We start from the raw sequence: 25,343 nt of genomic DNA, 5'->3' as shown, positions 1-25,343 counted from the left end.
TCTTCAGAGGCGCACCCCGAAGGCTCCAAACCCAGAAGCGGGGCGGAGCCTCCTGGCTCCGCCCCGCAGCGGGAGGATCGGTCGGGGACGTCTAGCGGACGACCGTGAGGGTCCGGCTCAGGGCGCCGCCCTCGGTCTGGAGCCGGAGCACGTAGACGCCCGCGGACAGCCCGGAGGCGTCGAGCGTGGCCGTCGCCTCGGCGCTCGCCGGCCCGTCGGCCAGCGTCGCCACGCGGCGGCCGAGCACGTCGAACAGCGCCAGGTCGACCGGGCCCGGCGCGCTCCGCGTGAACGCCACCGTCGCCCGGCCCCGGACCGGGTTGGCCACGGCGAGCGTGAGCCCGCCGTCGGCGGGGCCCTCGACCGCCGTGTCGACCGAGTCCTCGTCGACCCCGATCTGCCCCCGGATCTCGCCGGCCGGGAACGTATCCGAGTGGATGTTGACATAGGCCAGCCCGGCCCGGACCGAGTCGGCGAACGTCGGCCGGAGCTCGTACGTGTTCGAGCCGGCGCCGAACGTGCCGCTCCGGTTGTCCGTGTTCACCGTCGGCGAGAGTCCCTGGACCACGGGCCCGTTCTGGCCGATGGCCCCGGCGTGGACGTGGGACGCCCGGTAGTTGCCCGTCAGGCCGGTGAACGTCCCGGTGACCGTCAGCGTCGAGCCGTCGAGCGTGGCCGTCCCGCTGCCCATCGCCGGGGTCATGACCGGGGGCACCTCGTGATCCCCACGCAGCGTGAACGAGAACGTGTCGGTCGCCATCCCGACCTGCCCGCGGATCTCGCCCATCGGGAACTCGGACGAGTGGACGTTGACGTAGACGAGCCCGGCCCGGATCGAGTCGGCGAAGGTCTCGCGGACCTCGAACGTGTTCGCAGCCGCCTCGAACGTGCCGGTCCGGTTGCCCGGGCGCACCGCCGCCGTGAGGCCGTAGCGGACCGGGCCGTTCTGCCCGGGCGCGCCGCCGTGGAGGTGGGCCGCTTGGTAGTCGCCAGAGAGCCGGTCGAAGACGCCGGTGACGGTCAGCGTCGTCCCGTCGAGCGTGAGCGTGGCCCCGCCACGCGCCTCGGTCTCGACCGGGGGCACCTCGTTGGCGCCCAGGAGGAGGGTGGTGAACACGTTGTCGTCGTCACCGCCGCCGCCGCCTTCCTCGAACGTCTGCCCGTTGTTGACTTGGCCTCGGGTCGCGGTGGCCGGCCCGGTCCAGGTAAAGTCCTCGTACTCCTCACCGTCGCCGGTAAGCTGGAGCGACTGGCCAGCCGCCGGAGCCGGATCCTCCGAGACGCCGATGTCGGTACTCATTATGCCCATGGCCGGGCCGTTGTTGGCCGCGAATGAGCCCTCGTAGGACAGGAACTGGAGGACGGTCCCCCCCGTCGTGCTCAGCGCGAGCCCGTCAGGCCCGCCGTTCTGGATGCCCGGCGTGTCGACGGTGTACAGGGTGACGTCGCCGGCCTCGGCACCAGCCATGAAGCTGGTCCCGGCGAAGGTGCCGTATTCGGAGCCGCCGTTGCCGTTGTAGAGCGTGAGGACGAGGTCGGCGACATCGGTCCCGTCGGGGACGGCGATCTCGACGAACTCGCCCTCGTCGGTGCTGGCGTTGTCGTAGTGGAACTCGTTGATGAAAGCGTCCTGGGCGACGGCGGTCGGGGCCAGGACGAGCGCGAGGAGCGCGAGGAGGGAGACGCGAAGGCGCATGAGCGGGGGAGGAAAGAGAGAGACGCCAGGTGAGAACTCCAACGGACGACCCGGCGCTCGGGTCCGCCGCCGGCGCCCGGGATGCGTTACCAAACCCGACTTGTGTCCGGAGCAGCGGAGGTCGTGGGACCGGAGACGGAGGACCGGGGACCGGCTTCCCTGACGGGTCCCGGGCGGTCTCCCGTCCCCCGTCTTCGGTCCTGATGGACCGAAGGCCGGAGGCACGACGTGGGTTTCCAATTCTGCGGGGAGGCCCGCGCCGGGCGGCACCGCGCGCGGCACCGCCCCGTTGACCGAGACCGACGCCTCCGCCGCCCATCCGCATGGCCCGCCAGTTCGACGTCCCCGACTTTTACCGGAGCCCGGTCGTGACCCGGGTCAAGGCCGCCCGCGCCGCGGCCGACCCCCGCAAAAAGGACCTCCGCCCGAGCGTGCTCGACTTCGGCCCGCTCCGGGTCAAGCTGGCCCGCCACTTCGGATTCTGCTTCGGCGTCGAGAACGCCATCGAGATCGCGTACCGCGCGCTCGACGAGCACCCCGAGAAGGCGGTCGGCGGCCAGGTCTTTCTCCTGTCGGAGATGATCCACAACGCCCACGTCAACGACGACCTGCGGGCGCGCGGCATCCGGTTCTTGCGCACGACGGCCGGCGAGCCGCTCATCCCGTTCGACACACTCGGGCCCGACGACCTCGTCATCGTCCCCGCCTTCGGCGCGCCGACCGAGGTGCTCGACGACCTGGCCGCGCGCGGCGTCGACGTCCAGGCCTACGACACGACGTGCCCGTTCGTCGTCCGGGTGTGGAAAAAGGGCGCGAGCATCGGGGCCAAGGGCTACACCGTCGTCGTCCACGGCAAGCGCCAGCACGAGGAGACGCGAGCTACGTTCAGCCGGGCCGCGGCCTCGGCGCCCGTCGTCGTCGTCCGCGACCCGGCCGAGACGGAGGCGCTGGCGGCTGTTATCGAGGGGCGCCAAGACGCGGCCTTTTTCTGGGACCACTTCGAGGGCAAGACGTCCGACGGGTTCGACCCCGCCCGCGACCTCGCCCGGATCGGCGTCGTCAACCAGACGACGATGCTGGCGACCGAGACGGCGGCCATCGCCGAGCGCCTGCGCCAGGCCGTCGTCGCCCGCGACGGCGACGACGCGAACGTGGCCGACACGTCCGACACGCTGTGCTACGCGACCAAAGAGAACCAGGACGCGACCGAGGCGCTCATCGCCGACGGTGCCGACGTTGCGATCGTCGTCGGCGGGTATAACTCGTCGAACACGTCGCACCTGGTCGAGCTGTGCGAGGACGCCGGCCTCCCGACCTACTTCGTCTCGGACGCCGACCAGTTGGTCTCGCCCGACCGGATCCGGCATTGGGACTGGCGGACGAAGTCGGCGCGCGAGACGGCGGGTTGGTTTCCCCAAGCGCGGCCGGTCGACGTGATCCTGACCGCCGGCGCCTCGTGCCCGGACGCGCTGCTCGACGCCGTCATCCAGAAGCTGCTGGCGTGGGTCCCAGACGCGGAGCCGGTCGAGGACGCCTTGGCCCCGTTCGAGGCCGAGCCCGCCGCGTAGACGGACGGAGCCGAGCCGGGGGTCGGGCGTAGACCGGGCTCCCCCTCCCCCCTCTGCCCGCATGGACGCCGCCCTCCAGTACGCTAAGGATCACGCCGACCGCTTCGTCGAGGAGCTCAAGGCGTGGCTCCGCATCCCCAGCATCTCGACCGACCCGGCGCACGCGGCCCAGACGCGCCAGGCCGCCCAGTGGCTCGCCGACAACCTCCGCGACGCCGGCGTCGAGACCGTCGAGGTGGTCGACACCGACGGCCACCCCGTCGTCGTCGCCGAGCACCACGTCTCGGACGACGCCCCGACGGTCCTGGTCTACGGCCACTACGACGTCCAGCCGCCGGACCCGCTCGAGCTGTGGGACGCCGACCCGTTCGAGCCGGTCGAGCGCGACGGCAAGCTGATCGCGCGCGGCGCGGCCGACGACAAAGGCCAGGCGTTCATGCACGTCAAAGCCGCCGAGGCCCTGCTGGCGTGCGAGGGCGCGCCGGTCAACCTCAAGTTCCTGGTCGAGGGCGAGGAGGAGAACGGGAGCGTCCACCTCCCGGGCTTCCTGCGCGAGCACCGAGAGCGGCTCGCGGCCGACGTGGTCCTCGTCTCGGACACGTCCCTGTTCGCGCCCGGCGTCCCGTCGATCGCCTACGGCCTGCGCGGGCTCGCCTACGTCGAGGTCACGTTGCAGGGGCCGAAAAAGGACCTCCACTCGGGCGTTTACGGCGGCGGCGTCGCCAACCCGATCAACGCGCTGGCCCGGATGATCGCCGACCTCCACGACGACGACCACCGCGTCACGGTCGAGGGGTTCTACGACGACGTCCGCGACCTGACGGCCGAGGAGCGCGAGCAGTACGCCGCGCTCCCGTTCGACCAAGCGGCGTGGAAGGACGAGGCCGGCGTCTCCGAGACGCTGACTGAAAGGGGCTACTCGGTCCTGGAGGGCACCTCCGGCCGGCCGACGTTGGACTGCAACGGGATCTGGGGCGGCTACACCGGCGAGGGCGCCAAGACGGTGCTGCCGGCCAAGGCGTCGGCCAAGATCTCGTGCCGGCTCGTCCCGGACCAGACGCCGGACGACATCACGGACAAGCTCCGCCGCCACTTCGAGACGCACGTCCCGGACACCATGACGCTCACGTTCCGCGACTTGCACGGCGGCCACGGCGTCATCGTCGACACGTCGGCGCCGGCCATGCAGGCGGCGGCCGAAGCGCTCGAAGCGGTCTTCGGCCAGACGCCGCACTTTACGCGCGAGGGCGGCTCGATCCCCGTCGTGGCCGACTTCAAGAAGATCCTCGGGCTCGACACGGTGCTCATGGGGTTCGGGCTCGACTCGGACTCGATCCACAGCCCCAACGAGGAGTTCGGGCTCGACCGGTTCCACCAGGGGATCGAGGCGTCGATCCGCTTTATGGACGCCTACGCCCGGCAGGGCTCGACGTGATCGCGCCGTACGTTGAGCCATGCCCGTGACCGACGCCCAGATCGAGGAGGCCGTCCGCATCGCGCGTGAGTACGGGGCGACGCGCGTCGTTCTGTTTGGGAGCGCGATGGACTGCCCCGAACACGCTCGAGATCTCGACCTCGCCGTCGACGGTGTCGAGGGGTGGGAATTTTTTCGCTTGGGTGCTCGGATCGACCGCGCCCTCGGCCTCCCGGTCGACCTCGTGCCTCTCGATCCGTCGACGCCGTTCTCCCGTCACGTCGAGCGTTGGGGCCGGACGCTCTTCCACGTTGCCTAGCCGCCCGACGGGGGGAGACGAGCCGCGTCGTCCACCATTATCGTACGGCGCCGAGGCCTTCGATACAGCGTGGCCGGAGGTCCAGGGTTCTCGGCCCCGGGGTCCGCTGGAGTCGAGGCCCTCGCGAACCCCGAACCTCGCTCTCGGTGACCCGGCCTCGTTGCAGAACACCCTAGGCCAGCCCGCCCCAAACACCTACAGCCCGACAGCGGACGGGCGCCCGGCCTGGTCGCCGTGTGACCTCCTCATCAGACATGCCAGACCCCAAAGTTGCCGTCGTCACCGGAGCCTCGTCCGGTTTTGGTCAGCTCACCGCCGAGCGGCTGAGCGACCGAGGCTGGCGCGTGTTCGGCACGAGCCGCCAGCAGCGGGACGCGACCAGGATCGAGATGAGGGTCCTCGACGTCCGCTCTGGTGAGTCCGTAGGACGCTTCGTAGACGACGTGCTCAGAGCGGCCGGGCGCGTCGACCTCCTCGTCAACAACGCCGGGGCGACCCACGTCAGCCTCGCCGAGGAGACGGCGCTCGGTGAGGCCGAGGCGCTGTTCCAAACGAACTTCTTCGGCGCGGTGCGCATGACGAACGCGGTGCTCCCGTCCATGCGGGACCAGCGTCGCGGCCGGATCATCAACGTCGGCTCCCTCGCCGGACTTGTCGGCGTGCCGGGGCAGGCGTTTTACGCCGCGAGCAAGCACGCGCTCGAAGGGTACGCCGAGTCCCTCCGCTACGAACTCGAACCGCTCGGGATCTCGGTGTCCATCGTTGAACCCGGGTTCTACCGGACGGCGCTGCACGAGAGGGTGTCTCCGGCGGCCCGGCGCATTCCGGCTTACGACCGCGTGCGCTCGGCCGTGCGCGGCGCAATCGAGCGGAGCTTCGCCGAAGGTGGAGACCCCGCCGATGTGGCCGAGTTGATCGCGCGCGTGGCCGAGGAGGACCGGCCGGGCCTGCGGTATCGCGTCGGAAAAGACGCGCGCTTGGTGCCCCGGTTGAAGAAGGTGCTCCCAGAGAACCTGTTCGCCATCGGGTTCCGCAAGCAGTTTGGCCTGCCTCCAGCCACATGACCTCCCGTTGCGGACCGACGTCGAACGTCAGCGTTCCTACTTCGGTCGGGGACTGACGCCCCCGTCGCCCCTCTCACCCCTCGCACGTCACGGCCCGTTGCCGTTGGATGGTGGCCTCATGCGCCTCTCCCTCCTCGTCGGCCTCCTCGCGCTGTCCGCCTGCGGTGCCGAGCCCGACGCGCCCCCCATCACGCCCGACGCCGACGACCTCGGCGTGCCCGCCCGACTCGCGGCGCGCCTGGGCGACGCCGACGTGCACGTCCTCGACCAGGCCGGCGACGCCTACGCCTTGGTCGTCCTGTCGACCCCAGCTGGCGACGTGATCGTCCAGTGGGCCGACCTCGACTCCGTCGCCGTGGCCCAGGTCGTCGGCCCCCGCGTCGAGGGCGTCGCGACGGCTGGCGCGTTCCACCCGACAGCGCCGAGTCCTCGGTTCGAGATGGTCCCGTCGGGCGCCCTTGTCCGCCAGCAGAGCGCCGACGACCGGCTGCTGGCCGTCGTGAATGGGGCTTTTTTCGAGACGCCCGGCGAGCCGTCGACCCAGCTCGCGTTCCCCGTCGCCGAGAACGGGGCGGTGGTGACGGGCGGGAGCAGCCCGTACGGACCGGGCCGGCCGGGCGCCGAGGGCGAACGGTGGAGCCGGCCGCTCCGCGCGCTCGGTCTGGCGGACGGCGCCGTCCGGGTCGTCGACTACGACCCGGCGACGGGCGTCCCGCTCGGCGCGCCCGCGTTTGCCGAGGCCGTCGTGAGCTACGCCCCGGACGCCCACCCGACCCGGGTCGCGACGCGCTTCCACGTGCTCGGCCCCGTCGACGCCGACTCGACCGGCGCCTCGTCTGAGTTGGTCATCGCGACCGGGCTGAACACGACCATCGACGCGCTCAGTGCCCTCGTCTCCCGACTGGGCGTCGCGCCCGTGCATCAGGTCGCGCTCGACGGCGGCGCGTCGGTGCTGGTGTGGAACCGGCGCGCGGGCACGCTCCAGCGGCCGACGGCAGCGGGCGGCCTCGACCCCCAGCCGCTCCCCCACTACCTCGTACTTCGCCACCGTTGAGCGCGTGGGGGGACGGATGAATTGACGCCCCCGCCGGCCACGCGCCGAACGGGCCGGCCGGGCGTCGCGTACGACGAGCCCCCTACTTCCGACCCATGCGCGCGCTTGCCCTCCTCGTCGGCCTGTCCCTTGCCGTCACCGCCTGCCAGCTCGACGGGCCCGACGCAACCGAGCCGGACCCGACGCCCCGCGCCGACGCCACCGTCGACTCGTCGGCCGTCGCCACCCTCGGCGACGACCGACTCCCGTCCGACGCCGAGGTCGAGGCGAACCGGCTCTCGGGCCGGGGCCGGGACCTCGCCCAAGCCGACACGACGGGCCGCGCCGCCGCCGCCCGGTCCAATACGGAGACGTTGGCCGGCGTCGACACGACGCGCGACTGGTCGAGCCGGCTCCAGCTCCCGCTCGGCGGCGACGTCGAGGGCCCGAGCGTGCTCCGACTCCAGGTGATGCTGGACCGGGCCGGGTTCTCACCGGGCCAGATCGACGGCCGCTGGGGCGACAACACCGAGCTGGCCGTGATCTGGTTTCAGAAGGCCGAGGGGCTCAAGGCGACCGGCATCGTCGACCAGGCGACGGCGCGGGCGCTCGGCCAGGCGGCCGGTCGGCCGGCCTCGCTCGTCACGACGGTGACGCTCTCGCCCCAAGCCGTCGAGGGCCCGTTTCAGCCGCTCCCGTCCGACGTCTACGCCAAGGCCGAGCTCGACCGGCTGGGGTACGAGTCGTTGTCGGAGAAGCTGGGCGAGCGGTTCCACGCCGCGCCGGAGCTGCTGGCCCGGCTCAACGACGGCGTCGACCTGGACGGGCTGGCGGCCGGCGACACGCTGCGCGTGCCCAACGTCCGGCGCGCCCGGCCGCCGAGCGAGCCCGTCTCCCGCGTCGTGATCTCGGGCGAGGCCGGCTACCTCCACGCGCTCGCCGCCGACGGCACCATCCTGTTCCACGCGCCGGTCACCGTCGGCGCGAGCTACGACCCGTCGCCCGAGGGCGACTTCCGGGTGACCTCCGTCACGCGCGACCCGGCGTGGCACTACCAGCCGTCGATCCTGGCCAACGTCCCCGACGACCAGCCCGAGGCGACGCTGCCCGGCGGGCCCAACAACGCCGTCGGGTCGGTGTGGATGGCGCTGTCGAAGGAGCACTACGGGATCCACGGGACGAGCGCGCCGGCCACCATCGGCTACGCCTCGTCGGCCGGCTGCGTGCGCCTGACCAACTGGGACGCGCTGGCACTCGCGGACCTGGTCGAGGCCGGGACGCCCGTCCGCTTCCGCGACGTCGCCGGCCGGAGCGGGGGTCCGTCCGGCGAGGGCTCACGCTCCGCCCGCCGCGACTCCTCGATCTGAGTGGGGAGTGTGGGGGGACAGGAGGAGGGGGGGCTTCGCTTGAACCCACACACTCATCCCCACACACTCCCTAACCCGAGTTGTGTCTGAACCGGAAGAGGCGGTGGGACCGGAGACGGAGGACCGGAGACGGAGGACCGGAGACGGAGGACCGGAGACCGGCTTTCCTGACGAGTCTCAGGCGGTCCTCCGTCCCCCGTCCTCGGTCCCAACGGACGCGAGGACCGGAGGCACAACGTGGGTTTCCTACTCGACGAGCAGCGGGTACGGGTTGACCGGCTCGCCGTCCCAGAAGTCGGCGGGGTCGGCCGTCCGCCAGATGGCGAAGTGGAGGTGCGTGTTGCCCGGCACCGCGTTCCCCGAGTCGCCGACTGTCCCGACGGGCTGGCCGCGCCGGACGCGCTGGCCCGCACGCAAGCCGGGCGCGTAGGCGTCGAGGTGGGCGTAGTAGTAGACGGTCCGGTCGTCGGCGCCGAGGTGGTAGACCGTGAGCCCGCCCTTGTCGCTCGTGAACAGCCGGACGACCTCGCCGTCGGCGGCGGCCACGACCGGCGTCCCACGCGGGGCCAGGATGTCGATGGCGTCGTGCGCCCGCCCCTCGCTCCGGGCCGCTTGGAACGTGTCGACCAGGTCGCCGGGCTCGACGCCGGCCACGGGGATCGCGAGCCCGGCCGCGCTCACGTTCGGGCGGAGCTCGACGGGCGGGTCGAACGCGCCCGCGGCGTCGGGCGTCACGCGCGCCGTGTCGCCGGCGGCGACAGGCGGCGCGAGCGTGTCGGGCGGGGCGTCGGCCACATCGCGGCCGTCGGCGCAGTCGCAGGCGGCGGGAGCCTCGGCGCCGCCGGTGGAGGAGGCGTCCGCCGAGGGCTCGAACCGGCACCCGGCGAGGCTCAGAACGGCGACGAGGGCGAGGAGGCGCATGGCTCGGGGGTGAGCCCTCAGAATACAGGGAGTAGAAGTGGCCGGATCGGTTCCTCTTACGAAGAGCACACGCTGAGTCTCCCCCCGCGAGTCGGCCGGTCGCAGGCTCCCAGACCGACTCGCTGTCCCCCTCGGGCCGAGGCGGACAGCCCAAGCGCCCATTGAGCGGAGCGATGGGCGGTCGGACGGGGGGAGTCTGCAGCGGACACGGCACGCCGTATTTCTACGCCCGCCGGCTCGGGTCGACGGGCCGGACCAGCCCCTCCTGGGCCACGCTCGCCACCAGCCGCCCGTCGGCGTCGGTCACGGCCCCCCGCGCGAACCCCCGGGCCCCGGCCGCCGTCGGGGCGTCCATCGCGTACAAGAGCCAGGCGTCGGCGCGGAACTCGCGGTGGAACCAGATCGCGTGGTCGAGCGACGCCGCCTGGACCGTCCCGTCGAACACGGACCGGCCGTGGGGCAGGAGTGTGGCCGAGAGGAGGCCCCAGTCGCTGGCGTAGGCCAAGACGGCCTGGTGGATCAGGAGGTCGTCCGGCAGGTCGCCGGTCGCTCGGAGCCACGTCGCCGCGCGCGGCTCGCGGGGTTGGGGCCGGAACGGGTCGGCGGGGTCGATGGGCCGGAAGTCGATGGGCCGCTCGCGCGTCAAGACCGTCCGCAGCGGCTCCGGGATCCGGTCGGCGACGGCCAGGGCCAGGTCCCGCTCGGACGTCACCGCGTCCGGCGCCGGCACGTCGGGCGGCGCGTCGGCCTGGTGGTCGAGGCCCGGCTCGTCGCGGTGGAACGAGAGCGAGGCGTTGAAGATGGGCCGCCCGTGCTGGATGGCCGTCACGCGCCGCGTCGTGAACGAGCCGCCGTCGCGCAACGACTCGACCTCGTAGACGATGGGCACCTCGACGTCGCCCGGGAGGATAAAGTAGGCGTGGAGCGAGTGGCACCGCCGGTCGGCGTCGACGGTCCGCCCGGCGGCGACGAGCGCCTGCGCCAGCACCTGGCCGCCGAACACGCGGGGGCTGGCGAGCGGCCGGTTCCGCCCCCGAAAGATGCGGACCTCGATGGGCTCGAGGTCCAAGAGGTCGAGGAGGTCGTCGAGCGCGGTCATGGGGGGTCCGGGGCGGACCGGCAAGAAACCGAGGGGCTCCGGCCACGCGGGCGGGTCGATGCCTTTTCACGGGCCGGACTTGCCCGCCATGGCCCCGTCGGGTTTCTTGACCGACGCGCGGCGGCCCGTCCCTGCGCCGGCCGCGACGCTCCGGCCCGTCTTGCTCACCCTACCGGCGCCCTGCGCCCGCCCCCATGCCCAAGCTCCCGCTCTTGCTGGCGGCCCTCGCCCTCGTCGGCTGCGCCGAGGAGGCCGCCGACCCCGTCGCCGAGCCCCCCGCCGAGGTCGTCACCGAGCCGGCCGACGACGTCGTCGTGCCCGCGCCGATGACGGACGAGGACCTGGCCGACGAGGACGGGATGACGGAGGGCGAGATGGCGGACGACACCACGTCGGCGATGTGAGCCCGCGCGCGCCGGTCCGCACCGGACGTCCTCGGGCCGAAGCTCGTGCGGGGCGAGGTCGCGGTCATTTCACGAGCCCAGCGCTTGCCAACGACCTCCCCTCGCGGTCTACCTTCGCGCGCCTTTCAGGCCATCCCGGTCCGTTGGGTGTCACCCCCCCGCCGCGCTCGTCCGAGCGCACCCCGATGAAGAAGACCCTGTTCGTTGCCCTCGCCGTCGCCGCCCTCCCGCTCGCCGGTTGCGCGGACAACGAGGCCGCCGACGCCATCGCCCCCGCCACCGACGCCCCCGTCGTCGAGGAGCCGGCCGTCATCGACGAGCCCCTCGTCGCCGACTCGCTCGCCACCCCCGACGCCGACGCGGCCCTGGAGCCGATGACGGAGGAGCCGATGATGGAGGAGGGCATGGCCGCCCCCGCCGAGACCCCGGCCACCGACGGCACGTCGCTCTAGCCCGGACCGCTCCGGCCCGACCGCCCCGCCCGCGCTTTGTGGGCGGGGCGGTCTGCGTTTGGGCGAGTGCAGCGTTCAGCCGTCGTCTGGTCGAGTGGCGAGGATGGAGAGGAGAGGGTAGAGAGGGTCACCTGGGGTGCCCTCCCTCCATCCTCTACCCTTGGTCGTGGGCCGGACCCCCTGTCCGTCCGCCCCTCACTCCGCTCCCCGCCTGCGTCGCGGCAGACAGCGGGCCGACGGCCTGTCCCCCTTCAAGGGCAGGGCCGTTAAGTCCTACCTCAAGCCCTCCAGATTTGTCATCCTGACCGCGAAGCGACGGCGCAGCCAACGCAGTGAAGGATCTCAACTCGGACGATGGAGACTTGCCGTGCCGACTCCAATGGCCTCCAACGCCGGCGCTGAGATCCTTCGCAAGCTCAGGATGACAAGTAGGTGGATGAGAAGTTATCGGCCCTGCCCTTCAAGGGGGACACCGCGAAGCGTTGGCGCAGCCAACTCCCCGACCTGGGAGCTGTGCGACCGGGAGGGGAGCGGGGGGTCGGCCCACGAGCAGTCTGGCATCACACTAACGGCTCCCCGTCGGGCCGGGCTGCGAGGCCGGCTCGGCGCCGGGGTGCTGGGGCTCGGGGACCGACCGGGCCTGCTCGGGCGCCTCGGGCGTCTGGCCCGAGCGCCGGCTCGGCCCGCGCTCGTCGAGGGCCCGGTCGATGTTGTAGGCCGCCGAGATCAGGCCGAGGTGGCTGAACGCCTGGGGGAAGTTGCCCAGCGCCTGCCCGCTGAGGCCGGTCATCTCGGCGAACAGGCCGAGGTGGTTCGAGTAGCCCAGCATCTTCTCGAACATGACGCGGGCCTTTTCGAGGTAGGCCGGCTCGATCCGGCCAGCCCGCGCCAGCGCCTCGACGAGCCAGAACGAGCACAGGTTGAACGCGCCCTCCTCGCCGCCCACGCCGTCGTCGACCTCGCCCGTGTTGTAGCGCCAGACCAGGCAGTCAGAGGTGAGACCGCCCTCCTCGGGCGCCTTCAGCGTCTCCTCCAACGTCGCGATCATGCGCGGGTCGTTGGGCCCGGTAAAGAAGACGAGGGGCATCAGCAGGTTCGAGGCGTCCAGCGTCGTCCCGCCGAAGGCCTGGACGAACGCGCCGCGTTCTTCGGACCACCCCCGCTCCATGATGGCCGTGTAGATCGCGTCGCGCGCCTCGAGCCAGCGGTCGCGCGGGGCCGGCAGCGACCGCTTGTCGGCGAGCCGGAGGGCCCGGTCGAGGGCCACCCAGCACATGAGCTTTGAGTAGACGAAGTGCTCGCGCTCGCCGCGCACCTCCCAGATCCCCTCGTCCGGCCGGTCCCAGTTGGCGCAGACCCAGTCGACGTAGGTCACGATGTCCTGCCAGAACTCCCACGCGAGCGGCGTCCCGTACTTGTCGTAGAGGTAGACCGCGTCCAGGAGCTCGCCGTAGATGTCGAGCTGGAGCTGGCCCGCGGCCCCGTTCCCGACGCGGACCGGCTTTGAGCCCCGGTACCCTTCGAGGTGGTCGAGCTCGAACTCGTCCAGCGTCCGCCGCCCGTCGATGCCGTAGACGATCTGGAGCGGCCCGTTCGGGTCGTCGGCCAGGCCGGCTTCGCAGCGGTCGCGGAGCCACCCGATAAAGGAGCGGACCTCGGATGTGAAGCCGATCCGCAAGAGCCCGTAGAGCGTGAACGCGGCGTCGCGGATCCACGAGTAGCGGTAGTCCCAGTTCCGGTGCCCGCCGATGTGCTCGGGCAGGCTCGTCGTCGGCGCGGCGACGATGGCCCCGGTCGGCTCGAAGGTCAGCATCTTGAGCAGGAGCGCGCTCCGGCGGACCGTTTCGCGCCAGCGCCCCCGGTACGTGCACCCGACGAGCCAGTCGCGCCAGTAGTCCGTCGTCTGGCGGAACAGGGCGTACTCGGCCTCGCGCGAGAGCGGGTCCTCGAGGGCGCCCAGGGTGTCGAGGTAGCGGAGCTCCAACGTCACCCGGTCGCCCCGCTCGAGCGCGAAGTCGCGGACGAGCGCGGGCCGGTCCGGGTCCGCGTCGTCGACGTGCAACGTGCGGACGGTCGAGAGCCCCAGCCGCATCGGGCCCCCGTCGGGGCCGCCGGTCTCGGACGTGAACACGGCCCCCTCGTCGGTGAGCACGACCGTGTGCCGGCTCCGGCCGTAGTCGAACGCCGGCGCGACGCGGACGCGGACCTGGACCTCGCCCCGCAACACGCGGACGTGGCGGATCAGCCGGTGGTACCCCGCGTCCGGCCCGATCTCGCCGACCGGCATGTAGTCGACGATCTCGGCGGCGCCGGTCTCGCCCGTGAACCGGGTCACCAACACGTTCGAGTCCGGGAGGTAGGTCTGGCGGCAGGCGTAGCCCCCGTCGACTTCGATCTGGAACTGGCCGGCCTTCTCGGCATCGAGGATGCCCCCGAACACGGACGGCGAGTCGAAGTGGGGCAGGCACAGCCAGTCGACCGACCCGTTCTTGCCGACGAGCGCGGCCGTCCGCATGTTGCCGACGAGTCCGTAGTCGCCGATGGGGAGGTAGGGGGAAGCGGTCACAGGCGGGCGCGGGGTGGACCGGGAAGATCGCGGTGAACGGGGGCGGAGGGGACCGCTTCGCGGAGAGGGCGCGGCTGGCCCCGCAGAGAGCGCGGAGAGTGGCTTGACCCCGACCTCAGGGGCCCGCACGTTCCATGCTCTCCATGCTCTCCATGCTCTCCGTGCTCTCCGTGCTCACGCCAGGAACCGCCGGAGGTAGGCGACCACGGCCTCGACGTCGGGCAGGCGGTGGCCGGCGACCGTCTCGCCCTCCCCGACCTTGACCGTGACGGACGGCGTGCGGAGCGCCTGGAGCGCGCGGAAGGCGTCCTCGTCGGTCACGTCGTCGCCGAGGTAGACCGGCGTCCGGTCCGGGTGGGCCGCGGCGAGCCGGGCGACGGCGGTCCCCTTCGAGACGCCCTCGGCGCGGAGCTCGACGACGGCCTTGCCCCAGATCGGGACGAGCCCGGCGGGCACCGCCTCGGCCCACGTCTCGAGTGCCGACCGGGCCACGTCGGCGTCGGGCGCGGCCCGGTAGTGGACGGCGAACGCGGCGCCTTTGTCCTCGACCACGACGCCCTCGGCGTCGGGCACGTCCGCACGGAGCCGGGCGAGCGCGTCGGCGTGGACCTCGGCCGCTCGGCTCTCGACGGTCCCGTCGGCCCAGCCCTCCTCGGCGCCGTGGAGCCCGACGGCCCGGAGCCGGGCCCCGAGCAGGCGGCCGAGCGCGGCCAGGTCCCGCCCGGTCACGACGACGACCTCGTGGGCCTGGGCGAGCTCGGCGAGCAGGTCGGGCACGGCCGGGTGCGGCACGGCTGCCGCCGGGTCGGCGACGATGGGCGCGAGCGTCCCGTCGTAGTCGAGGAAGAGCAGCGGGCGGTCGGGGACGGGGGGCATAAAGATGTGGACGAGTGGACGAGTGGACGAGTGGAATCTGCTCCCTGCCGAAGGCTCGCGCCAGCTTCGGAGGCCAGGTTGCCCACGGAGGGCTCCCTCTGCCCTTTCCCAGTTCCCGCGAGCGCCAGCGAGCTATCCCTCATCCAGTGACTCCAAGAACCGCCGGGCCCAAGCGTGGACGTCGAGGTCGCGCACGGCCGCCTGCGTCCGGGCGAGCCGGGCGCGGCGGTCGGGCTCGGGGAGGTCGAGGGCGTCGGCGAGCGAGCGGGCCAGGCCGTCGGCGTCGTAGGGGTTGACCAGGAGCGCCCCGTCGAGGTAGTCGGCGGCGCCGGTGAGCTCGCTCAGGACCAAGGCCCCAGGCCGGCCGCCCGCGTCGGCCCGGGCGCCGCTGACGGCGGCGAACTCGTGGGCCACCAGGTTCATCCCGTCGCGGAGCGGCGTCACGAAGGCGACGTCGGCGGCCTGGTAGAACGCGGCCAGCTCGGGCTGGTCGAACGACTGGTAGCGGTAGTGGAGCGGCGTCCAGGCCCCGCGCGCGAACTGGCCGTTGATCCGGCCGGCGGCCTCGTCCATGTCGCGCTTGAGCCGGTCGTAGGCCGGCACGCCGGTCCGGCTGGGCGTGGCGATCTGGACGAACGTGACCTCGCCGTGGCGCTCGGGGTACCGCTCGAGGAACCGCTCGTAGGCCTCCATCCGCAGGAGCAGGCCCTTGGTGTAGTCGAGCCGGTCCACGCCGAGCACGATCTGGACGCCGCCGAAGTCGTGCCGGAGCTCGTCGGCGAGGGCCGCCGCGTCGGGCGCGAGCGCCAGCCCCTCGAACCGGGCCACGTCGATCCCGATCGGGTGCGACTCGGCCCGGCAGCGCCGGCCGTCCAGGACCACGGTCTCGCCGTCGATCTCAGCCCCCAACAGGTCCCGCGCCGACTCGCGGAAGTTCTCGGCGTAGCCCTCCGTATGGAACCCGATCAGGTCCGACCCCAGCATCCCCCGCAGCAGGTCCCGCGCCGACGGGAGGATGCGGAACACCTCGGAGGCCGGCCACGGGACGTGCCAGAAAAAACCGATCCGGGCGTCGGGCATCCCGGCCCGGAGCGTCTCCGGGACCAGCATCATGTGGTAGTCCTGGACCCAGAACGTCGGCGCGGTCTCGCCGGCCTCGCGGGCCACATCGAGCGCGGCGTGCGCGAACCGCCGGTTGACGGCCCGGTACGCCTCGCGGAACGTCCGGTCCGGCTCGACGTGCTCGACGAGGTAGTGGGCCAGCGGCCACAGCACGCGGTTGGCCATCCCCTGGTAAAACGCCTGGTACTCGGGCGCGTCGAGGGGCACCCGGCGGACGGTGAAGGCCGGCGCGTCCGGGGGGTACGTCTGCGTCAGCGGCGTGTCCTCGTCGGGCTCCCGCATGGCGACCCAGGCCCCGCCCCGGTCTTCGAGCACCGGCAGCAGGGCCGACGCCAGGCCGCCCAGGCTCGGGGCCCACCCGTCGGGCGTCGGGCGGATCGGGGCGCGGTTGGCGACGAGGACGAGCGACACGGGCGGGGGGAGGCGGGGCCGGCACTACGCCAGCGAGCGCACGCTGTTCAGCGTTTCTGCGCGGTCGGGGCGATCCCGACGGCGCCGCTCGCGCGTAGCTTGGCGGCGCGCCCGGATGGCGGAACTGGTAGACGCGGCGGTCTCAAACACCGCTGGCTTCACGGCCTTGAGGGTTCGAGTCCCTCTCCGGGCACCGAACGCGATCAGGCGGCACGCGGTTGACCCCGGGTGCCGCCTCTTCTTTGGCGTTCGGGGCGGTTTGGGTCTCGTTGGGCACTGGACGAGCTCGGTTGGATCCATAGATCCCCCTTCATCCGCCCGCCCCGGCCTACGGCGGCGTCCGGCCTGTCCTCCGGTAGACTGGCCGCGCCCCCGTCCGCTCCGGCTGGCGGGGTGGCGTGGCGAGTACCGTTCCCGTCCGGACAGAAACCCCGCCCGCGCAGGTCGAGGCGGGCCGAGCCCGGCCGGAACGGGTTGTACGAGATTGCGTACATTGCAGGATTCCCCGCTATGAACCCCTCCCGCAAGCCGCTTGAGTTCTGGGCCGACGCCCTCGACGTCCTCCGGGACTGCCCGGACGAGGTCCGGCGGCGCGTCGGCTTCGCGCTCGACGAGGCCCAACTCGGGCAGAAGGCCGGCAGCGCCAAGCCGATCAACAACGTCGGCAGGGGGGTCTACGCCATCACCACCAACCACGACAGCGAGACCTACCGGACGTTCTACGTCGCCCGGTTCGCGGAGGCCGTCTACTGCTTCTACGTCGTCCACAAGAAGGCGACGAAGGGGATCGACCTCCCGAAGCGCCAGAAGGACCTCGCCGCCGCCCGCTACCGCGAGATCGTGGACTGGCGGGAGTCCGAGGGCCTCGTCTAGTCGCCCGGCCGCACGATCAGCACGCCACAGTACCAGCACCCCGACCCCATGCCCGGCCCCGTCCGCTCCTCCGGCAACGTGTTCGCCGACCTCGGGTTCGACCCCGAAGAGGCCGAGCTCCTCCGGTTCAAGTCCCGCCTCCTCTCCGCGCTCGCGTCCTACGTGGCCGAGTTCGACACGCAGGCCGAGGCCGCCGAGGCCCTCGCCGTCTCGCGCCCCCGGATCTCCGAGATCAAGAACGGGCACCTCGACAAGTTCTCGACCGACCTCCTCCTCGCCCTCTGCCACCGCGCCGGGCTCCGGGTCCCGGAGTTCGACCTCGTCCCGACCGGGTGAGCCAGGCGGGCAGAGGGCTGACCTTTCACCCTACCCTTACCCCGGTCTCTCGGATCGGCCCTCACTGATCTCCGAATGCCGATTTTGGGCGAGTCGTAATGCCCCCTCTCCGGGCACCCCACGGCGATGCACCCCGACGACGCCCTCGCCCGAGACGCTCGCCGCGTGTTCGGCGCGGCCGTCCGCTCCGTCCAGGCGCCGGTCTTGCTCAGGGACGTCGATCTCGACGCGGTGGCCGGCCGGCCGATCCGGACGTTCGGGCGCGTGGTGGTCGTCGGTGCGGGCAAGGCGTCGATCCCGTTGGCCGGCGCGCTCGACGCCCGACTCGCGGACGTGCCGGTTGAGGGCGCCGTCGTGGTCCCGGCCGGCTACCCGGCGACCGTCCCCAACACGACGCCTCGGCCGGCCCGCATCGAAGTGGTCGAGGGGGGGCACCCGGTGCCCACGCCGGCCGGCGCCCGGGCCGCTGCCGAGGCGCTGGCGCTCGCTGGAGCCGCCGGCCCCGACGACCTGGTCCTCGTGCTGCTCTCGGGCGGGGGCTCGGCGCTGTGGACTCTCCCTCCGCCCGGCGTCTCGCTCGCGGACCTCCGCGCGACGACCCGGCTCCTGCTGGCGGCCGGCGTCCCCATCGACGACGTCAACACCGTTCGCAAGCACCTGTCCCGGATCGCGGGCGGGCGCCTCGCCCTCGCCGCAGCGCCTGCGCGAGTCGTGGCCCTCGTGATCTCCGACGTCGTCGGCGACGACCCCGCGGTCATCGCCAGCGGGCCGACCGTCCCGGACCCGACGACGGCCGACGACGCGCTCGGCGTGCTCGACGCGGCCGGGCTGCTCGGGCGCGTGCCGCCGGCCGTCCGCGCTCGCCTCGCGGCGGAGGGGTCCGGCGAGCGGCCGGCGTCGCCCGGGCCGGGCCACCCGGCGTTCCGAACCGCGACGACGCTCGTCATCGGGACGAACGGGACGGCGCTCGACGCGGCAGCGCGCGAGGCGGAGCGGCTGGGCTACGCCGTCGTCGGCCGGTCGTCGGTCGAGGGAGAGGCACGCGAGGTCGGCCGGCGCGTCGCTGAGACCGTCCGCGGTGCGGACGCCCGGGCGACGTGCCGCCTGTGGGGCGGCGAGACGACGGTCGCGGTCACCGGCGCCGGGCGCGGCGGGCGGAACCAGGAGGTCGCCCTGGCCGCCGCGCTCGCCCTGGACGGAGCCGACACGGACGCCGTCGTGCTCAGCCTCGGGACCGACGGCGTCGACGGGCCGACCGACGCCGCGGGCGGGTGGGCCTCTCCGCACACGGCCGGGCGCATCCGAGCGGCCGGGCTCGACCCCGCCGCCCGGCTCGCCGACAACGACGCCTACGCCGCCCTCGACGCCGCCGGCGCGCTCGTCCGCACCGGCCCGACCCACACGAACGTGGCCGACGTGATCGTGGCGATGACGGCGGGCACCCGAACCGGGGGATCGCCCGTGGAGCCGGCCGACGGCGCGCCCTAGATTCGGGGCCCCACCCCCTTTGCGACTATGCGTTGGGACGTCGTCGGGTACGAGTCGGCGCCGCTCCGAACGTTCGGGTACGTCTCGACCCCGACCGTCCCGTTCTCGGACCGCGACCTCACCGACCTGTTGCTCTCGGCCCGCCGGGTCAACGCGCAGTGCGGCGTGACGGGCAAGCTGATCGTGCTCGAAGACGGGGACGAGGCGGTCCGGTTCGCGCAGTTCCTCGAGGGCCCGCGTGCGGGCCTGGAGCGGGTGGTCGGCCGGGTCCGGGCCGACACGCGGCACCACGCGCTCCGCGTCGTGACCGAGGGGACGGCGCAGGACCGGCGGTTCCCGGGGTGGGACATGGCCTTCGAGCCCATCGGGGAGGCCGTGTTCGAGGCCGCGTCGGCGGAGCTTTTGGGCTAGTCGCCGAGGGCCGATAGCTCGGCCGCGAGGCGCTCGGCGATGGCGCGCCAGTCGAACCGGGCCTCGGCCTCGCGGCGCAAGTCGGCGGCGAACGCGCGGGGCGCGTCGAGCGCCGAGACCAGCCGGTCGGCCAGGTCGGGGATCCGGTGCTCGGCCTCCGGCCGCGTGGTCACCAGCGGACGGGCCTCTGGCGGCAGCCCCTCGGCCAGCGTCCGCAGGCTGTCGCCCATCCCGCCCACGTCGGGGCCGACGGGCAGCACGCCGGCCGCCGCGCTCTCGGGCACGACGAGCGGGCTGGCCTCCCGCACGACCGACGGGAACGCGCCGGCGTCCGCCAGCCCGTAGAGCGGGCCGAGCGCGTCGTGGTCGAGGAAACCGGTGAACACGACCGACGCCGGCGTGAGCGCGCGGTGGGCCGTGGCGAGGTAGTCGTCGAACGTGCCGGCTGCGTCGAGCCCGTCGAGGAACGCCTGGCCGGCGAAGAACGGGTCGGCGTCGAGCCCGCCGCCGCCCTCGAGCGCGCCGCCCAGCCGGACGAGCCGGCGGACGAGACTGCCCCGGCCCTCGCTCAGCGCCCACACCAGCGCTTCGAGCCCCTCCCTCAGCCCGCCGGTCCCGGCCACGAGCGCGACGGTCTCGGGGTGGCGCTCGGCCACGAGCGGGAGCGCGAGGACCAGGTCGGCCGGCCCCTTCGCCGCGATCAGCCGGCCGACGTAGACGACGGTCTTCGCACGTGACCAATCGACGGCGCGGAGCTTCGCTTCGACGTCGGCGTCGGGGGCCGAGCGGGGGTAGTCGGCGCGGAGCGCGGCCAGGACGTCGGCGTCGGAGGGGGCGTCGCCGAGCGCTGCGAGCCGGGCGTGGAGGGCGGCCGTCGCGTCGGCGGGCCGGCCCCGCTCGACGCCGTCCACCACACGGGCGATCCGCTCGACGGTCGCCGACCGGTCGGCCCGGTCGACGAGCTCAAAGACGGACGTGTCGGTCCCGACGGGCATCCGCCCGGTCTTGGCTTCCAGCCCGCCGAACACGTCGCGGATGCGGCCCTCCATCTCGCCGTTGAGCGCGAACACGCGGGCGGCGCCGGCCAGCGCGGCCTGGGCCAGCCGCATCGACCGCTCCTCCTGTTTGACGACGTACTCGATGGCGCTCCCGTGCGGCAGCACGGCGTACGGCGCCCCGCCGGCTTGGCGCGCCCGGTGCGCCGCGACGGCCATCAGGACCGTGTGATTGACGACCCAGCCGGCGACGCCCTCGGCGTGGGCGACGGCCCGGAGCACCCGGGCGTTCCGCTCGACGTAGCCCTCGACCGCGTCGTCGCCGAGGTCGGGGATGTAGACCACGTAGTCGCTCGGCGTGCTCGGGCGGACGTAGGTCGGCAGCACGTCGAGGTCCGGCCGGTGGACCACGACGCGGCCCGGCGTCGGCGTGTCGCGGTCGAACAGGACGCGCGGCGCCCCGTCGGCGTCGTAGGCAATGGCCTTCGAGACGAAGTCGTACCGCTCGGGCGCGCTCTCCTGGCAGACGGCGTGGACGGTGTGGCCGCCCTGCGCGAGCGCCCGCAGGATGGCCCGGGTCCACAGGTTCGAGCCGGCGCCCGCCAGCCCATAGCCGTGGACGACGCCGAGGGGGCGGGGAGAGGGAGGAGGCATGGGGGACGGAGGGATGAAGGGGCGCCGCGGGGGGGACCGCGTGTCGTCCCCCCGCGTAACGGCACGGCCGGGGCCCGGTTCTGCCCATTCCTCTCTCCCTCATCCCGCATCCCTCATCGAATGGACGCCATGATCCTCGCGGCCGGCCTCGGCACGCGCCTCCGCCCGCTCACCCACCACACGCCCAAGGCCCTGGTCGAGGTCGACGGCGTGCCGATGCTGGAGCGCGTCGCGCGGCGCCTGATCGACGCCGGGGCCGACCGGGTCCTGGTCAACGTGTCGTACCTCGCCGACCAGGTCCAGGCCTACATCGACGGCGCCGACTGGCGGACGGGCACGGGCGAGCCGGTCGAGGTCGTCGTGAGCGACGAGCCGGACGGGCCGCTCGAGACGGGCGGCGGCATCAAGAAGGCGGCCGGCTTTTTCCGCCGCGACGCCCCGTTCCTGGTCCACAACGCCGACATCCTGACCGACGTGGATCTCGGGGCGCTCTGGCGCGCCCAGCGCGACGCGGCCGACGGCCGGATCGCGACGCTGGCCGTGGCCCCAGCGCGGACCGACCGCGCGCTCCTGCTCGACGACGGCGGGCTGGCCGGCTACACGCTCGACGGCGGCGAGCCGAAGCGGATGCGCGACGCCCAAGGGGAAGGCCGCGTGGTCGACTTCTGCGGCGTCCAGGCCTGCGCGCCCGCCCTCTTGGACGCCATCGAAGCTCGCGACGAGGCCAAGTTCTCGGTCATGGACGTCTACCTCGCCCAGGCCCGCGACGGCGCCCGCGTCGCCGCCTTCGACGGCACCGACGCCCAGCCCAACCGGTTCTTGGACGTCGGCACGCTGGAGCGGCTGGAGCGGGCCAACGCCGTCGTCGCCGACGGGGATTTTGTTTGATGAGGGTGAGGCCGGTTCAGCGGGTCTCGCGGGTTGACTCCACCCCATCCGTCCGGCGGAACCCGCCCTACCCGCTCAACCTGCCGAACCAATGCCCCACAGCCCCCGCTTCCTCGCCTTGGTCGACGCCGCCCGCGCCGAGATCACCGAGACCGACGTCGAGGCGGTCCGCCAGCGGATGGCGTCGGGCGAGCCGTTCGCCCTCGTCGACGTCCGCGAGGCGGACGAGTGGGACCGCGGCCACCTGCCCGGCGCCGTCCACGTTGCGCGCGGCGTGCTCGAACGCGACGCCGAGTCCACGTTCCGGGACCTCGACGCGCCGCTCGTGCTCTACTGCGGCGGCGGCTACCGCTCGGCGCTGGCGGCCCAGTCCCTCGGGGCGATGGGCTACACCCGCGTCGAGTCGATGGACGGCGGCTGGCGGGCGTGGACCGAGGCCGGGTACGACACCGAGGGCGGATCGAGCGACGGACCGGACCCGGCGTCCCCCGGCGCCCGTTGACTACGCCTCCCCCCCGACCGACGCCATGCAGGTTCTCCCGTCCCGAAACGTCCTCGGCGGCGAGCTCCAGGAGTGTGGCCGCGACCCGCTCACCGGCTTCTACCGGAACGGCTGCTGCGAGACCGGCCCCGACGACCACGGCACCCACGTCGTCTGCGCCGTGATGACGGCCGCGTTCCTCGACTACACGGCGTCGAAGGGCAACGACTTGACGACGCCCCGACCCGGCTTCCGCTTCCCCGGCCTGGCGCTGGGCGACCGCTGGTGCCTGTGCGTGAGCCGGTGGAAGGAGGCCCTCGACGGGGGCGTCGCCCCGCCCGTCGTGCTGGAGGCGACGCACGAGCGGGCCTTGCGCGCGGTCTCCCTCGACGACCTCCAGGCGCACGCCCACACCGGCTAGACCAGCGGCACCACGAGCGCCAGCAGCACCGTCGTCGCGAACGCGACCACGCCGACGACGGCCAGCAGCGGCGTCCACGTCCGGAGCGTCTCGACCTCGCTGAGCCCGCCCATCTTGGCGAAGATCCAGAACCCGCTGTCGTTCATCCACGAGCCGACGAGCGACCCGCTCGCGATGGCCGTGGCGAGGTAGACCGGGTGGAACGGCAGGGCCACGCCGGCGACCGCCCCGCCGACCAGCCCGACCGTCGTGATCATGGCGACCGTCGACGAGCCCTGGGCGATCTTGAGCAGGCTCGCCGTCCCGAACGCCAGCCCGAGCAGCGCGAACCCGCCCGCGCCGTCGCCCACCAGCGCTGCCAGCACGTCGCCGACGCCGGACGCCCGCAGCATGGCCCCGAACGCGCCGCCGGCCGCCGTGATCAGGATGATGACGCCGGCCGACATCAGGGCCTCCTCGACCGAGGCGGCCACCTCGGCCCGGCTCGGCCGCCGCTGGCGGATCCAGACGCCGAGCGCGGCGACGGTCGCCAGCCCCAGCGCGAGGTTCGGGTTGCCGAGTGCCGCGAGCCACCCGACCGGCCGGTCCAGCGCCGTGGCCACCGTCGACGCCGTGATCAGGACGACGGGCAACACGATCGGCGCCAGCGACGCGGCCAGCCCGGGCAACACGGCTGGCGGCGGGGCGGCCTCGGGGATGCCGGCGGCGTCGGGGTCGTCGGGGTCGGGCAGCGCGACGGGCATCCGGCGGTCGGCCCAGCGCGCGAACGCGAGCACGGTCGCCGTGCACGGGACGGCGATCACGAGCCCGACCGCCATCATCGTCCCCAAGTCGACGCCCAGCTCGGCGGCGGTCACGAGCGGCCCGGGCGTCGGCGGGACGAGCGCGTGCGTGATGACGGCGCCGCCGGCCACGGCCAGCAGGTACCTCAGGTAGTGCCGGCCCGTGGTCCGCGCGGCCGACCTCGCGAGCGGCACCAGCAGGTAGAACACGGTGTCGAAAAAGACCGGGATCGACAGGACGGCGCCGCTCCCCGCGAGTGCCGGCGCCACGCGCCCGTCGCCCTCGCCCGTAAACGCCCGGACGATCCGGTCAGCCGCGCCGCTGTCCGTCAGCGCCTTGCCGATGACGGCCGCGAACGCGATCACGATGCCGATGGACGCCGCCGTCGCCCCGAACGCCTCGGCGACAGCGGCCACCGCCTCGCCCGTCGGCCCGACGGCCAGCAGGCTCACGACGAGCGCCGCCGCCAGCAGCGCCAGGAACGCATGGACCCGGCCGACGACGATCAGCCCGAGCACGGTCGCCATCCCGACGGCGAGGATGATCAGCGGATGCATGGGCGACACGAGTCCAGCGACCCACAGGCCCCCATCCCCGGCACCCGTAGGGGCGTGGCGTGCCACGCCCTCCGGGGTCGAACGTGGCGCCGGGGTCGCACGTCGCGCGTCACAGCCCCAGGCCGCGCGTGGCCACGGGAATCCGGAGGAGCCGGTCCGAGGAGGTCAGGAACAGCATCCGCCCGTCGGGCCCTCCGAAGGTGACGTTGGCCGTGGCCTTCTCCGTCTCCAAGGTGCCGAGGTAGTCGCCGGCCGCCGAGAACACGAGGACGCCGCCGGGCCCGGTCGCGAACAGGGTGCCGTCGGCGTCGACCGCCATCCCGTCGGGCAGTCCGGGGCGGCCCTCCGCCACCCACTCGGTCGCGTCGAACAGCAGGCGACCCGGCCCGAGCGCGCCGCCGTCGAGCACCGGGTACCGCATCCAGATGGCGCGCTCCGGGTCCGAGTTCGCGACGGTCAGCGTCCGCCCGTCGGGCGACAGGACGACGCCGTTCGGCCGCGTGAGATCGTCGATGAGCAGCATGACGGTGCCGTCGGGGTCGAGGCGGTAGACGCCGTTGTGGGGCTGCTCCTTTTGGGGCGAGGCGTCCTGTCCGGCCAAGCCGTACGGCGGGTCGGTAAAGAACAGGGCGCCCGAGGCGTGCAAAACGAGGTCGTTGGGGCTGTTGAACCGGCGGCCGTCGTAGCGGTCGGCGAGCACCTCGCGGACGTAGGTGGCCGGGTCGAGGCGGGTAACGGCGCGCGAGCCGTGGTCGGCGAGCAGGAGCCGGCCGTCGGCATCGAGGATCAGCCCGTTGCTGCCGACGCTCGCGTCGCGGCCGGGCCCGACCGCCAGCCCGGACGGGCGGAGGAACACCGACAGACCGTCGCCCTCGGCCCACCGCCAGACGGTGTTGCCCGGCACGTCGGTGAACAGGAGGTCGCCCTCGGCGGGGCGCCAGACGGGGCCCTCGGACCAGGCGAACCCCTCGGCCAGCACCTCGGCCGCGGCGTCAGCCGGGACGAGGGCGCGGAAGGCGGCGGGGTCGCCGGCGGGCTGGGCCGTGGCGCAGGCCGAGAGCGTGACGGCGGCGAGGACGAGCGGGCGGAGCATGGCAGAGCGGACGGGGGTCGGGCGAGGATACGGCGCCTTCCCCCACGAGCC

At 73.3% G+C, this 25,343-nt stretch carries 24 protein-coding genes and 1 tRNA gene; 16 read left to right on the top strand and 9 right to left on the bottom strand.

Annotated features, from left to right (window positions below):
• Positions 1 to 91: 91 nt before the first annotated feature.
• Entirely contained in the window at positions 92 to 1,696 is a 1,605-nt protein-coding gene (locus tag ACOOHE_RS01945; RefSeq protein WP_420456115.1) for a CHRD domain-containing protein, read from the bottom strand.
• Between the two features lie 323 nt (positions 1,697 to 2,019).
• Here ACOOHE_RS01945 and ACOOHE_RS01940 point away from each other — a divergent pair, with 323 nt between their 5' ends.
• The 6 genes from ACOOHE_RS01940 (at position 2,020) to ACOOHE_RS01915 (ending at position 8,461) form a co-directional block, all read left to right on the top strand.
• Positions 2,020 to 3,264 carry a 4-hydroxy-3-methylbut-2-enyl diphosphate reductase gene (locus ACOOHE_RS01940; protein WP_420456114.1) on the top strand — a complete coding sequence of 415 codons (1,245 nt, stop codon included), beginning with the start codon at positions 2,020 to 2,022 and terminating at the stop codon, positions 3,262 to 3,264.
• A 61-nt stretch (positions 3,265 to 3,325) separates the two neighbouring features.
• On the top strand, positions 3,326 to 4,699 hold the full coding sequence (locus ACOOHE_RS01935; RefSeq protein ID WP_420456113.1) for a dipeptidase: 1,374 nt from the start codon (positions 3,326 to 3,328) through the stop codon (positions 4,697 to 4,699).
• Between the two features lie 19 nt (positions 4,700 to 4,718).
• Positions 4,719 to 4,997, top strand: a complete 279-nt coding sequence (locus ACOOHE_RS01930) for a nucleotidyltransferase family protein (RefSeq protein ID WP_420456112.1) — start codon at positions 4,719 to 4,721, stop codon at positions 4,995 to 4,997.
• A gap of 254 nt (positions 4,998 to 5,251) precedes the next feature.
• A complete protein-coding gene (locus tag ACOOHE_RS01925) occupies positions 5,252 to 6,061 on the top strand; it encodes an SDR family NAD(P)-dependent oxidoreductase (protein WP_420456111.1) in 810 nt (269 codons plus the stop codon).
• A gap of 118 nt (positions 6,062 to 6,179) precedes the next feature.
• Entirely contained in the window at positions 6,180 to 7,115 is a 936-nt protein-coding gene (locus ACOOHE_RS01920) for a hypothetical protein (protein ID WP_420456110.1), read from the top strand.
• 95 nt (positions 7,116 to 7,210) lie between these two features.
• Entirely contained in the window at positions 7,211 to 8,461 is a 1,251-nt protein-coding gene (locus tag ACOOHE_RS01915) for a L,D-transpeptidase family protein (protein WP_420456109.1), read from the top strand.
• A gap of 246 nt (positions 8,462 to 8,707) precedes the next feature.
• On the opposite strand, the gene ACOOHE_RS01910 is transcribed toward ACOOHE_RS01915, so the two are convergent.
• Both ACOOHE_RS01910 and ACOOHE_RS01905 read right to left on the bottom strand, forming a co-directional pair.
• Positions 8,708 to 9,382 (bottom strand): M23 family metallopeptidase, encoded by a 675-nt coding sequence (locus ACOOHE_RS01910; protein WP_420456108.1) that lies wholly within the window; start codon positions 9,380 to 9,382, stop codon positions 8,708 to 8,710.
• A 223-nt stretch (positions 9,383 to 9,605) separates the two neighbouring features.
• Positions 9,606 to 10,481, bottom strand: coding sequence for an acyl-CoA thioesterase (locus ACOOHE_RS01905; RefSeq protein ID WP_420456107.1), 876 nt, complete (start codon positions 10,479 to 10,481; stop codon positions 9,606 to 9,608).
• Between the two features lie 194 nt (positions 10,482 to 10,675).
• Between ACOOHE_RS01905 and ACOOHE_RS01900 the strand changes: the two genes are divergently transcribed.
• The gene (locus ACOOHE_RS01900) at positions 10,676 to 10,885 is read left to right on the top strand and encodes a hypothetical protein (RefSeq protein ID WP_420456106.1); all 210 of its coding nucleotides are present in this window, start codon (positions 10,676 to 10,678) and stop codon (positions 10,883 to 10,885) included.
• Between the two features lie 185 nt (positions 10,886 to 11,070).
• On the top strand, positions 11,071 to 11,337 hold the full coding sequence (locus tag ACOOHE_RS01895) for a hypothetical protein (protein WP_420456105.1): 267 nt from the start codon (positions 11,071 to 11,073) through the stop codon (positions 11,335 to 11,337).
• A 565-nt stretch (positions 11,338 to 11,902) separates the two neighbouring features.
• Here the strand turns inward: ACOOHE_RS01895 and ACOOHE_RS01890 are convergent.
• The 3 genes from ACOOHE_RS01890 to ACOOHE_RS01880 all read right to left on the bottom strand — a co-directional run bounded on the left by ACOOHE_RS01890 (position 11,903) and on the right by ACOOHE_RS01880 (position 16,312).
• The gene (locus ACOOHE_RS01890) at positions 11,903 to 13,903 is read right to left on the bottom strand and encodes a glycoside hydrolase family 15 protein (RefSeq protein WP_420456104.1); all 2,001 of its coding nucleotides are present in this window, start codon (positions 13,901 to 13,903) and stop codon (positions 11,903 to 11,905) included.
• 174 nt (positions 13,904 to 14,077) lie between these two features.
• The gene (gene otsB, locus ACOOHE_RS01885) at positions 14,078 to 14,779 is read right to left on the bottom strand and encodes a trehalose-phosphatase (protein ID WP_420456103.1); all 702 of its coding nucleotides are present in this window, start codon (positions 14,777 to 14,779) and stop codon (positions 14,078 to 14,080) included.
• Positions 14,780 to 14,911: 132 nt separating this feature from the next.
• Entirely contained in the window at positions 14,912 to 16,312 is a 1,401-nt protein-coding gene (locus ACOOHE_RS01880) for an alpha,alpha-trehalose-phosphate synthase (UDP-forming) (protein WP_420456102.1), read from the bottom strand.
• Between the two features lie 109 nt (positions 16,313 to 16,421).
• On the opposite strand from ACOOHE_RS01880, the gene ACOOHE_RS01875 reads away from it, so the two are divergent.
• The 5 genes from ACOOHE_RS01875 (at position 16,422) to ACOOHE_RS01855 (ending at position 19,420) form a co-directional block, all read left to right on the top strand.
• Positions 16,422 to 16,505: transfer RNA gene (locus tag ACOOHE_RS01875), tRNA-Leu, on the top strand.
• Between the two features lie 317 nt (positions 16,506 to 16,822).
• A complete protein-coding gene (locus ACOOHE_RS01870; RefSeq protein WP_420456101.1) occupies positions 16,823 to 17,185 on the top strand; it encodes a type II toxin-antitoxin system RelE/ParE family toxin in 363 nt (120 codons plus the stop codon).
• 48 nt (positions 17,186 to 17,233) lie between these two features.
• Positions 17,234 to 17,521: a helix-turn-helix domain-containing protein gene (locus ACOOHE_RS01865; RefSeq protein ID WP_420456100.1), complete on the top strand. Its 288-nt coding sequence runs from the start codon at positions 17,234 to 17,236 to the stop codon at positions 17,519 to 17,521.
• A gap of 126 nt (positions 17,522 to 17,647) precedes the next feature.
• Entirely contained in the window at positions 17,648 to 19,009 is a 1,362-nt protein-coding gene (locus tag ACOOHE_RS01860; protein ID WP_420456099.1) for a glycerate kinase type-2 family protein, read from the top strand.
• A gap of 27 nt (positions 19,010 to 19,036) precedes the next feature.
• Positions 19,037 to 19,420: a BLUF domain-containing protein gene (locus tag ACOOHE_RS01855; protein WP_420456098.1), complete on the top strand. Its 384-nt coding sequence runs from the start codon at positions 19,037 to 19,039 to the stop codon at positions 19,418 to 19,420.
• On the opposite strand, the gene ACOOHE_RS01850 is transcribed toward ACOOHE_RS01855, so the two are convergent.
• Positions 19,417 to 21,069 (bottom strand): glycosyltransferase, encoded by a 1,653-nt coding sequence (locus ACOOHE_RS01850; protein ID WP_420456097.1) that lies wholly within the window; start codon positions 21,067 to 21,069, stop codon positions 19,417 to 19,419. The genes ACOOHE_RS01855 and ACOOHE_RS01850 overlap by 4 nt on opposite strands.
• A gap of 120 nt (positions 21,070 to 21,189) precedes the next feature.
• On the opposite strand from ACOOHE_RS01850, the gene ACOOHE_RS01845 reads away from it, so the two are divergent.
• The 3 genes from ACOOHE_RS01845 (at position 21,190) to ACOOHE_RS01835 (ending at position 22,859) form a co-directional block, all read left to right on the top strand.
• Positions 21,190 to 21,957 carry a sugar phosphate nucleotidyltransferase gene (locus tag ACOOHE_RS01845; protein ID WP_420456096.1) on the top strand — a complete coding sequence of 256 codons (768 nt, stop codon included), beginning with the start codon at positions 21,190 to 21,192 and terminating at the stop codon, positions 21,955 to 21,957.
• A gap of 91 nt (positions 21,958 to 22,048) precedes the next feature.
• Positions 22,049 to 22,459 carry a rhodanese-like domain-containing protein gene (locus ACOOHE_RS01840; RefSeq protein ID WP_420456095.1) on the top strand — a complete coding sequence of 137 codons (411 nt, stop codon included), beginning with the start codon at positions 22,049 to 22,051 and terminating at the stop codon, positions 22,457 to 22,459.
• A 25-nt stretch (positions 22,460 to 22,484) separates the two neighbouring features.
• Complete coding sequence (locus ACOOHE_RS01835) at positions 22,485 to 22,859, top strand: DUF2237 family protein (RefSeq protein ID WP_420456094.1); 375 nt, start codon at positions 22,485 to 22,487, stop codon at positions 22,857 to 22,859.
• On the opposite strand, the gene ACOOHE_RS01830 is transcribed toward ACOOHE_RS01835, so the two are convergent.
• Both ACOOHE_RS01830 and ACOOHE_RS01825 read right to left on the bottom strand, forming a co-directional pair.
• Positions 22,856 to 24,199, bottom strand: a complete 1,344-nt coding sequence (locus tag ACOOHE_RS01830; protein ID WP_420456093.1) for a GntP family permease — start codon at positions 24,197 to 24,199, stop codon at positions 22,856 to 22,858. The two genes, ACOOHE_RS01835 and ACOOHE_RS01830, sit on opposite strands and share 4 nt — an antisense overlap.
• A 109-nt stretch (positions 24,200 to 24,308) precedes the next feature.
• On the bottom strand, positions 24,309 to 25,292 hold the full coding sequence (locus tag ACOOHE_RS01825) for an SMP-30/gluconolactonase/LRE family protein (RefSeq protein WP_420456092.1): 984 nt from the start codon (positions 25,290 to 25,292) through the stop codon (positions 24,309 to 24,311).
• Between the last annotated feature and the right edge of the window lie 51 nt (positions 25,293 to 25,343).

It is taken from the genome of Rubrivirga sp. (assembly GCF_965213695.1).
Classification (GTDB): Bacteria; Bacteroidota; Rhodothermia; order Rhodothermales; family Rubricoccaceae; genus Rubrivirga.
The sequence above is the reverse complement of the archived record's forward strand: the minus strand, read 5'-3'. Positions and strand labels throughout refer to the sequence as shown.

Bases quoted from the DNA above. Each gene is read 5' to 3' on its own strand.
- ACOOHE_RS01945 (WP_420456115.1), bottom strand. From the start codon at position 1,696: ATGCGCCTTCGCGTCTCCCTCCTCGCGCTCCTCGCGCTCGTCCTGGCC.
- ACOOHE_RS01940 (WP_420456114.1), top strand. From the start codon at position 2,020: ATGGCCCGCCAGTTCGACGTCCCCGACTTTTACCGGAGCCCGGTCGTG.
- ACOOHE_RS01935 (WP_420456113.1), top strand. From the start codon at position 3,326: ATGGACGCCGCCCTCCAGTACGCTAAGGATCACGCCGACCGCTTCGTC.
- ACOOHE_RS01930 (WP_420456112.1), top strand. From the start codon at position 4,719: ATGCCCGTGACCGACGCCCAGATCGAGGAGGCCGTCCGCATCGCGCGT.
- ACOOHE_RS01925 (WP_420456111.1), top strand. From the start codon at position 5,252: ATGCCAGACCCCAAAGTTGCCGTCGTCACCGGAGCCTCGTCCGGTTTT.
- ACOOHE_RS01920 (WP_420456110.1), top strand. From the start codon at position 6,180: ATGCGCCTCTCCCTCCTCGTCGGCCTCCTCGCGCTGTCCGCCTGCGGT.
- ACOOHE_RS01915 (WP_420456109.1), top strand. From the start codon at position 7,211: ATGCGCGCGCTTGCCCTCCTCGTCGGCCTGTCCCTTGCCGTCACCGCC.
- ACOOHE_RS01910 (WP_420456108.1), bottom strand. From the start codon at position 9,382: ATGCGCCTCCTCGCCCTCGTCGCCGTTCTGAGCCTCGCCGGGTGCCGG.
- ACOOHE_RS01905 (WP_420456107.1), bottom strand. From the start codon at position 10,481: ATGACCGCGCTCGACGACCTCCTCGACCTCTTGGACCTCGAGCCCATC.
- ACOOHE_RS01900 (WP_420456106.1), top strand. From the start codon at position 10,676: ATGCCCAAGCTCCCGCTCTTGCTGGCGGCCCTCGCCCTCGTCGGCTGC.
- ACOOHE_RS01895 (WP_420456105.1), top strand. From the start codon at position 11,071: ATGAAGAAGACCCTGTTCGTTGCCCTCGCCGTCGCCGCCCTCCCGCTC.
- otsB (WP_420456103.1), bottom strand. From the start codon at position 14,779: ATGCCCCCCGTCCCCGACCGCCCGCTGCTCTTCCTCGACTACGACGGG.
- ACOOHE_RS01870 (WP_420456101.1), top strand. From the start codon at position 16,823: ATGAACCCCTCCCGCAAGCCGCTTGAGTTCTGGGCCGACGCCCTCGAC.
- ACOOHE_RS01865 (WP_420456100.1), top strand. From the start codon at position 17,234: ATGCCCGGCCCCGTCCGCTCCTCCGGCAACGTGTTCGCCGACCTCGGG.
- ACOOHE_RS01860 (WP_420456099.1), top strand. From the start codon at position 17,648: ATGCACCCCGACGACGCCCTCGCCCGAGACGCTCGCCGCGTGTTCGGC.
- ACOOHE_RS01855 (WP_420456098.1), top strand. From the start codon at position 19,037: ATGCGTTGGGACGTCGTCGGGTACGAGTCGGCGCCGCTCCGAACGTTC.
- ACOOHE_RS01850 (WP_420456097.1), bottom strand. From the start codon at position 21,069: ATGCCTCCTCCCTCTCCCCGCCCCCTCGGCGTCGTCCACGGCTATGGG.
- ACOOHE_RS01845 (WP_420456096.1), top strand. From the start codon at position 21,190: ATGGACGCCATGATCCTCGCGGCCGGCCTCGGCACGCGCCTCCGCCCG.
- ACOOHE_RS01840 (WP_420456095.1), top strand. From the start codon at position 22,049: ATGCCCCACAGCCCCCGCTTCCTCGCCTTGGTCGACGCCGCCCGCGCC.
- ACOOHE_RS01835 (WP_420456094.1), top strand. From the start codon at position 22,485: ATGCAGGTTCTCCCGTCCCGAAACGTCCTCGGCGGCGAGCTCCAGGAG.
- ACOOHE_RS01830 (WP_420456093.1), bottom strand. From the start codon at position 24,199: ATGCATCCGCTGATCATCCTCGCCGTCGGGATGGCGACCGTGCTCGGG.
- ACOOHE_RS01825 (WP_420456092.1), bottom strand. From the start codon at position 25,292: ATGCTCCGCCCGCTCGTCCTCGCCGCCGTCACGCTCTCGGCCTGCGCC.